7 protein-coding genes are annotated in these 7,980 nt (G+C 67.0%); 4 read left to right on the forward strand and 3 right to left on the reverse strand.

Annotated elements, in window-relative coordinates; translation table 11 throughout:
* On the reverse strand, positions 1-2,391 hold a 2,391-nt coding region (locus tag WBB14_RS25225), incomplete at its 3' end, for an ankyrin repeat domain-containing protein (protein WP_424242191.1).
* 175 nt (positions 2,392-2,566) lie between these two features.
* On the opposite strand from WBB14_RS25225, the gene WBB14_RS25230 reads away from it, so the two are divergent.
* Entirely contained in the window at positions 2,567-3,199 is a 633-nt protein-coding gene (locus tag WBB14_RS25230; RefSeq protein WP_424242192.1) for a nitrogen fixation protein NifQ, read from the forward strand.
* 9 nt (positions 3,200-3,208) lie between these two features.
* Here the strand turns inward: WBB14_RS25230 and WBB14_RS25235 are convergent, their stop codons facing one another.
* The gene (locus WBB14_RS25235) at positions 3,209-5,293 is read right to left on the reverse strand and encodes a TonB-dependent receptor domain-containing protein (RefSeq protein WP_424242193.1); all 2,085 of its coding nucleotides are present in this window, start codon (positions 5,291-5,293) and stop codon (positions 3,209-3,211) included.
* A gap of 78 nt (positions 5,294-5,371) precedes the next feature.
* Between WBB14_RS25235 and WBB14_RS25240 the strand changes: the two genes are divergently transcribed.
* The 3 genes from WBB14_RS25240 to WBB14_RS25250 all read left to right on the forward strand — a co-directional run bounded on the left by WBB14_RS25240 (position 5,372) and on the right by WBB14_RS25250 (position 6,738).
* Positions 5,372-5,587: a SlyX family protein gene (locus WBB14_RS25240; RefSeq protein WP_332012370.1), complete on the forward strand. Its 216-nt coding sequence runs from the start codon at positions 5,372-5,374 to the stop codon at positions 5,585-5,587.
* A 286-nt stretch (positions 5,588-5,873) separates the two neighbouring features.
* Positions 5,874-6,230 carry a DUF4148 domain-containing protein gene (locus WBB14_RS25245; RefSeq protein WP_424242194.1) on the forward strand — a complete coding sequence of 119 codons (357 nt, stop codon included), beginning with the start codon at positions 5,874-5,876 and terminating at the stop codon, positions 6,228-6,230.
* A gap of 127 nt (positions 6,231-6,357) precedes the next feature.
* Positions 6,358-6,738 (forward strand): hypothetical protein, encoded by a 381-nt coding sequence (locus tag WBB14_RS25250; protein WP_424242195.1) that lies wholly within the window; start codon positions 6,358-6,360, stop codon positions 6,736-6,738.
* 125 nt (positions 6,739-6,863) lie between these two features.
* Here the strand turns inward: WBB14_RS25250 and WBB14_RS25255 are convergent.
* Positions 6,864-7,980, reverse strand: a 1,117-nt coding sequence (locus tag WBB14_RS25255; RefSeq protein ID WP_424242196.1) for a phosphate acyltransferase, incomplete at its 5' end; no start/stop codon positions are given.

Consider the following 7,980-nt stretch of genomic DNA (forward strand, 5'->3'; position numbering starts at 1 on the left):
GTCCAGCACCTGCCTGACGGCGCGCGCGCCGGCCGGACCCAAGGGGCTGCCGTCCTGGCTCAATTGCCAGGCCAGCATGTCCGCCACCGCCGCGCCGCAGCGCCAGGGCGTGCGGTACAGGCCGGCATCGTGCTCCAGCAGCATTTTCGCCTTGGCCTCCTGCCCCAGCCTCAGCATGGTGACCAGCGGCAATGCATCGGGGTCGGCCACGCCTTGGATACGGATGCCCTGGTCGGTGCGGTCCGAGGGATCGGCGCCCGCTTGCAGCCATTCCTGGTACAGGTCGTCCGGCAACCACGGCAGGCTCAGCGGCGCGATGCGATTGGCCAATACGCCAGTCGCGTCGGACGCCTGCGCCAGGGGCACGCCGGCAGCCAGCAGGCGCACGGCGGTGGCGCGCAGCCGGCCGCGCAGCCCATCCCATTGCGGGCCGTTCTGTTTGGTCTCCGCGCGGATCTCGACCTGGTTCCACACGCTTAACAAGCTGGACAGCGACTCCGGCGTCAGCGGCTCTCGCGGCTTGCCTGCGACCTGCGCCAGCTGGTCCACCAGCGCCGGCTGTATGTAGCGCGCCGCCAGGCTCAGCGCTTCGTTCAAGCCGTTGCGTTCCAGCGCCTTGCCCGCGCCGTAGCCACCCACGGCCGGGTCCGCGCCATGGGCCAGCGCGAAGCTCACCCGTTCCGGGATCGGATAGGCCACCCCGGGCGCCAGCTCACCGCTGAGGGATTCGCGCAAGGCTTCCAGCAGCGGCGTTTCCCACATGGCGCGGTTGCCGTAGTACATGCGGACATAGGCGGCGTTGATGTCCGCACCCTTGGCCAGCAGCTTCTCGGCGAACCAGAAGTTCTTCGGGCTCTGCATGGCGGCGTGCAGCAGCGAGCGCCCGTTCTTCTCGCGGATGTTCGGGTTTGCGCCCTTCTCCAGCAGATAGAGCAGGTTGTCCTTGTCGTTGCCGTAGTAGGAGATCCGGCGCGTCAACAGCGGCATGCCGCTGCTGTCCACCGCATCCACGGGCGCGCCCGCCGCGATCAGGATGTCGGCCAGGGCATAGCGCTCGGCGGGCGGGCGCGTGTCGTCGCCGTCCGGCAGCGCGCTGGCCAATAGCGGATAGCCGTTGTTGGGGCCATCGGCCCTGGCGCCCGCCGCCAGCAGGATGCGCACGATCTCCAGCTGCTTGCGCGATACCGCCGCAGCCAGCGCCGGCGTGTCGTTCTCGTTGACGCCGTCGGGGTCCTGCCCCCGCGCCAGTTCGGCTTGCACCGCGGCCGCGTCGCCGGCCTGGATCGCCTGGAATATGGCCAGGCGCGGCCGGCAAGCCGCCGCGTCCAGGGCCGGAACACTCAGCGCCGCCCCGATGCGGCCAGCGATATTGGCGGGGATGGACTCCTGCGCGGCCAGTCGGCGCGAACAGTACTGGCGGTAGTCCTCGCGCGCCAAGGCCTCGAAGTAGGCGCGCTTGTCGCCCGCCTTGCCTGCCTGCTTCCAACGCGCGTCGGCGCGGTTCAGGTAGGCCGCCGTGCGCGACGGATCGCGCCGCAGCACGTCGCCCAGGATGCGATCGGCTTCCTGCGCCTCGCCCGACTCGGCCAGCCAGAAGCCGTAGTCGTTCAACGCGATCAGTACCTGCGCATCCTTGCCGGCGGGATCGATCTCGCGATAGTCCTGCAGCAGCACGAAGCGGCGCAACGCCGCCAGCGCGTCGCTGAACTCGGCGACCTTGGCACGCGAAATGGCCCGCGCCGCCTGGTGCCGGGCCAGAAACCCCGCCTGCGCGTCCGCCGGCGCGCGCTGCTCGAAGCGCACTTGCGCCGGAAACGTCTTCAGGCGGTTGGGATAGTCCAGCAGCGCCGGCCGCAGCGCAGCAGCAATGGCCGCCTTGCGCGCATCGTCCCAAGGCCGGCTGCCGCTCACGACCGCAAGCGCTTCGTCCGCAGCCACCTCATAGGCCTCGCCCGTCGCGTCCACCAGAAAGCCCGTGGCGCGCGCCTCGTCCGCGTCGTTATGGGAATAACCGACCCAGTAATGCGTCTCGCCGTTGCGCGGCGTCCTGACGCTGACCCGCTCCTCGCGCGACGCCTTCCAGTAAGCCGGATCTATCGCCAGCGGCGCGGAACGGAAATCCAGCTTGAACTCCTTGCCCGTCTCGCGCACGTATCGGTACAGGTAAAGCCGATTTTCCAGTTGGCTAACCAGCACCGCGTCCTTGACGTTCTCGGCGCCCCACACCCGCCTCTCGGGTTCCTGCAGCGGATAGCGCGACAGTCGGATGGACTCGATGACAGCGCCAATGTCGGAAGCCCTGGCCGGCTGCGGCATGGCGGCAAGGCCGGCCAGCGCCAGCGCGACGGCGCCGCACAGGCGGGAAACAGCGGGACGGAAGGAACGCGGCATGCGAGAGCTTCGGGGGACGGATAGGAAGGCGCCGATGATACGCGCCTTCCCGCGCCAATCCGGAAAGCCCCGCCATGGGTGCTTTGCCGCAAAGACTACGGACAATTTTCGTTATATATTCGACAACATAACGATTTCATTAACAGTTTAATTATCTGCACCCTTGCAACCGACCATGCATGCCGTCTCGATCGCCCCCGCAGCAGCCCCGGCCGGTAGCGCCGAACCCACCCTGCGGTTCGCTGGCGCGTTGCTGCGCCATGCGCCGCCGGGCCATCCCGACGCGGGGTTCTTCGCCACGGTCATCGGCAAGAGCCTGGCCTGTGGCGACCTGGGACGCAGCGGCCTGTCGTCGCGGGAGCTGGAAGGGCTGATCGCGCGCCTCTTTCCCGGTGCGCTGACGGGCCACGATTCCGCGCTGGCCGCCTTGCGCGAGCAGGCCGCCATCTACCCGGCCCGCGGCATGGATGCGGCCCAGGCGGAATTCATGCGCCTGCTGCGCGCGCTGCTGGACACCTGGGCCACGCCCGGCGCAAGCACCACGCCCTGGGTCAGCAGCGTGCTGGCGCATGCCTGTCTGCGGCCCGACCATCTGTGGCGGGACCTGGGCCTGTCCGGCCGCGAGGACGTGACATTCCTGCTGGCGCGCCACTATCCGGGACTGGTGGTGCGCAATGTGCGCAACCTGCGGTGGAAGCAGTTCCTGGCCTATTCCGCCTGTGAGCAGGCGGGCCTGCCGCCGGCCGCCGCGCCGGGCTGTCCGGCCTGCGAAGACTATGGTTTCTGCTATCCGGACATGCCGGACTGAGCGCCAGTTTCAGAACCGGTAGGTCGCGCCGACGCCCACGCCCAGGCTGCGTCCGGCCGCCGGTTCGTAATAGCGTCCGTTGGTCTCGTTGACGATCACCGACCCGGCATAGCGCCGGTCGAACAGGTTGTCCACACGCCCATAGGCGTTCAGTTCCCAAGCTCCCGCCTTGAGCACGTAGCCCGCGCTCAGCGCCGCCACGAAGTAGCCGGGCGCGTCGCCGTCGTTGGCGTCGTTCACATAGATCTTGCTGAGGAAACGCCCTTCCACCGAGGCCTGCCAGCCTTCCGGTGGCGCCCAGGCCAGTGAGGCATACGCGGCCTGGCGCGCGATGCCGGGGATCTTGTTGCCGGCGCGGATATCACCCGGCCCGTCGTCGGCATAGCGTGCATTCAGCCAGGTATAGGCGAGCTGCGCGCGCCCATGGCGGGCGAATTCGCCGGACCAGCCCAGTTCCACGCCATCGCGCCGCGTGCGGCCGGCGTTCTGATAGGTGGTCCGTCCGCCCGTGCTGCCCGCCGACACGATCTCGTCGTCGGTGCCGGTATGAAACACCGCGGCGGTCAGCAGGCCGCCCGCCACGCTGGCCTTCACGCCGGCTTCCAGATTGGTGCTGAGCGCGGGTGCCAGGCCGAAATTCAGGCCGGGCAGGCCGCCAGGACGGTAGGAAATCTCGTTGAGCGTAGGCGTCTCGAAACCCCGACCGTAGGAAGCGTAAAAGCTCAGCTCGGAATTCGGCGCATAGCGGATGGCCGCCACCGGCAAGGCCTTGCGATACCGCGCATCGCCGCTGTCGTCGGCATTGCCGGACACGATGTAATGGTCGTTGGAATCGAAGCTGACGGTGCTGTAGCGCAGGCCCGCGTCCAGCGTCCAGCGTTCCGACATCTGCCAGGAAGCCTGCAGGTAAGGATCGGCGTTGTAGACGGTATTGGTTTCGTCGCGCCTGAGCGCGCCCTGCACGCCCAGTTGGCGACTGGCGCCCTCGCCGCTGAAGTTCTGATAGCCCCTGCGGTCTTCGCGCATGGAGTCGTAGGCAAAGCCGCCGATCAGGGTCAGCGGCCGGCCCGCCATCGCCAGCTCGGAGGTCCAGCGCAGGTCCGCGCCGCCGTACTGGCGCTTCAGGTCGATGACGCCGCCGGCCTGGGTCGGCGCCATCTGCGCGGCGGCGGGAATCGCCTGGTATTGCGTGGTATCGCGTTGGCCGTAGTAGACCATCACCCGCAAGGTGTTGCGGCTGTCCACCATGCGCTCGTAGACCGCGCCGCCCTGGGTCTGCCTGACCGTCTTGCGGGTGTCGTACTGCTGCGCCAGCGGCGCCGCGCGCGGATCGTCCTGGAATTGTCGGTAGGTCAGGCCGAGCGGGTCCTGCGCCTTGAGGTCCACGCTGTTGGCCACGATGGTCAGCCGGCTGGCGTCGTCCAGTTGCAGGCCCAGCTTGGCATTGCCCAGGTTCTTGCGGGCGGCGCTGTGGTCGCGATAGCCGTCAGTGGTGAAACGCGTCAGGTCCAGCACGTAGTCCAGTCCGCCGCTGGCGCCGTTGGCGCGGGCGCCATAGCGCCAGGTGCCGTAGCTGCCGCCCCAGCCGCTGGCCGTGAGCGATGGCGGTTCCACGCCGTCCTCGGTAAACACCTGGATCACGCCGCCCGAGGAATTGCCGTACTGCGCCGAAAACGGGCCGCGCAATACTTCAACGCGGCCGATGGACCCGATGTCGATGTTCGACGTCTGCCCTTGCCCGTCCGGCATGGTGGCCGGTATGCCGTCCACGTACAAGCGCACGCCGCGCACGCCGAAGGTGGAGCGCGCGCCGAAGCCGCGGCTGGATATCTGCAAGTCCTGCGCGTAGTTCTGGCGGTTCTGGATCTGCAGGCCGGGCACGCCGGCCAGGCCCTCGGACAGGTTGATACCCGGCTGCTGCAGGCGCATGGCCGCGCCTTCCACCACGTTCACCGAGGCGGGCGTGTCCAGCACAGAGGTGCCCAGGCGCGTCCCCGTCACCACCACCGCGGGCAACAGCGGTTCCGCCTCCTGCGCCCAGGCAGCCCCCGCTGGAAACGAGGCCAGCAGGCCATGCACGGCCCAGCGCCCCATGCCCATACGCCACCACTGCCGCTGCGCCAAACACGCCTCCTGTAGGGGCCGCGGCGGGAATCGGTTCTAATACCCGCCATGGATAAATCGCAAGACATCGAACGCCGCCTGCTGGAGCTGGAGGTCAAGGCCAGCTTCTCGGACGACATGCTGGAACAGCTCAACCAGATCATCGTGCGCCAGCAACAGCAGATAGACCGGCTGATGCGTGAAGTGGCCGACCTGCGCCAGCAGTCGCCCGAGGGCGGCGCCCCCTTCCGCAGCCTGCGCGACGAAATACCGCCGCACTACTGATACCGGCCGCGCCCGCCGCGCCGGTCTTCCCCGCCTGCACCCAAAACCTCATGGAACTACCGCGTTCCAGGCCTTCGCTCGTCTGGAAAGATCGTCCCCAATTCCATAAATGGAAAATAAATCATAAGAATCCATTCATCTTTCCACTGGTGGGAATATCTTTTACCGATATAAGGGTTTATCCCTACTTCGATTCGGCGCACTATTGAGTCATCGGGAAACAGCAACGAACCAGACGGATAGGCCGCCGATTCGCTCCCAAAGCTCTTGAAATCGGAGATTTACCATGAAGACCCTCGCTACCGCTTTGATGATGTCCCTGGCCGCGCTGAGCGCCGGCGCCTACGCCGCCTCGCCCAACATCGAACCCAACAACGTTCCGTTCCAAGGCGTCTACGGCACCCCGTATGAAGGCCCGACCCGCGCCCAGGTGCAGGCAGAGCTTGCCGCCGCCAAGGCTGCCGGCCAGACGGCCGAAGTGGAACCGAACAACGTTCCGTTCCAAGGCGTCTATGGCACGCCCTACACCGGCAAGACCCGCGCTGAAGTGCGCGCCGAACTGGCTGCCGCTCGCGCCGCTGGCCAAATGGCCGACGTGGAACCGAACAACGTGCCCTTCCAAGGCGTCTACCACGCCAACTAAGCGCACGCAGATTTACCCCTCCCCTTGTTGTACCTTGGCCGCCAGCATCTGGCGGCATTTTTTTGTCTGTTCGCGTACTATCGCCCCAAGATCAGGCATAACACTACGACTCAACAGGGAGCCCATCTTGAAACACACCCGCGTTCTCGCCTCTTTGCTGGTGGCTTGCGGCATTTCCGCGCCGGCGATCGCCGCGCCTCCGGTGATGCTGAACAATGCCATCATCACGCAGATCCCCAAGGGCGATCAGCCCTCGTTCCACGAAGCCGTGGCGCAATCGCTGAACAGCTCGGCCGACGGCCAGCGCACCCAGTGGAGCAGCACGCACCAGCCCAAAAAGGCCCCGCCCATCACCGTGCAGCTGACGCCCACGCAGACCAGCAAGGTCAAGGACGACCGCGTCTGCCGCTTCCTGGTCGGCGATTTCGCGCGCGGCGCGACCACTGAAAAGTGGCAGTTCTGGTTCTGCAAGCAGCCTGACGGCACCTGGAAGGCCAGCCGCAACTAAGGCCGCGTTGCGCTGAGCTTGCGCGCCAGCGCAAGAAAAAATGCGCGCCGCCCCATCCCAGGATGGAGCGGCGCGCATTTTTTTGTGCCGTGTGTGCGCGCCATGCAGGCGCGCACATGACCGGATCAGGTCGAGGCTTCCACCCGGTTGGCGTCCAGCACCGTCATCGCGGTCATGTTGATGATGCGGCGCACGGTGGAGCTGGAGGTCAGGATGTGCACCGGCGCATTCGCGCCCAGCAGGAACGGACCCACCGCCACGTTGCCGCCGGCGGCCGTCTTCAGCAGGTTGTAGGCGATATTGCCCGAGTCCACGTTCGGGCACACCAGCAGATTGGCCTGGCCCTTGAGCGTGGACGACGGCAGGATGCGCATGCGCAGCGCTTCGTCCAGCGCGCAGTCGCCATGCATCTCGCCATCGATCTCCAGGTCCGGCGCGGCCTGGCGCACCAGCTCCAGCGCCTGGCGCATTTTTGCGCCTGACGCCGAGCTGCCCGAGCCGAAGTTCGAACGCGACAGCAGCGCGACCTTGGGGGCCAGGTTCATGCGAGCCATTTCCTGAGCCGCCATCACCGTGAATTCGGCGATCTGCCCGGCCGAGGGTTCATCGTTGACGTGCGTATCCACCAGCACCACCGTGCGCTCGTTGAGCAGCAGGATGTTCATGGCGGCGTACACGTTGTGTCCAGGACGGCGGCCGATGACTTCGTCCACGAAGCGCAGATGGTCGTGGTAGGCGCCCACCGTGCCGCAGACCATGCCGTCGGCATCGCCCAGGTGCACCATCATCGCGCCGATCAGGGTCAGGCGGCGGCGCATTTCGACGCGCGCCATTTCCTTGGTGATGCCGCGGCGGCTCATCAGCTCCCAATACGTGGTCCAGTACTGGTGGAAGCGCTCGTCGTATTCCGGGTTGGTGACTTCGACGTCTTCGCCCAGGCGCAGGCGCAGGCCGAACTTCTCGATGCGCGACAGCAGGACCGCGGGGCGGCCGACCAGGATGGGACGGGCCAGGCCTTCGTCCACGATCACCTGCACTGCGCGCAGCACGCGCTCGTCCTCGCCTTCCGTGAACACGATGCGCGCCTTGCCGCCTTCGCGCACGATACGCTTGGCCGCCGAGAACAGCGGCTTCATGAAGGCGCCGGAGTGGTACACGAACTGCTGCAGCTGCTCTTCGTAGGCTTCCAGGTCCGCCAGCGGACGCGTGGCCACGCCGCCTTCCATCGCCGCCTTGGCCACT

Source organism: Achromobacter sp. (genome assembly GCF_049647645.1).
Classification (GTDB): domain Bacteria; phylum Pseudomonadota; class Gammaproteobacteria; order Burkholderiales; family Burkholderiaceae_B; genus Achromobacter.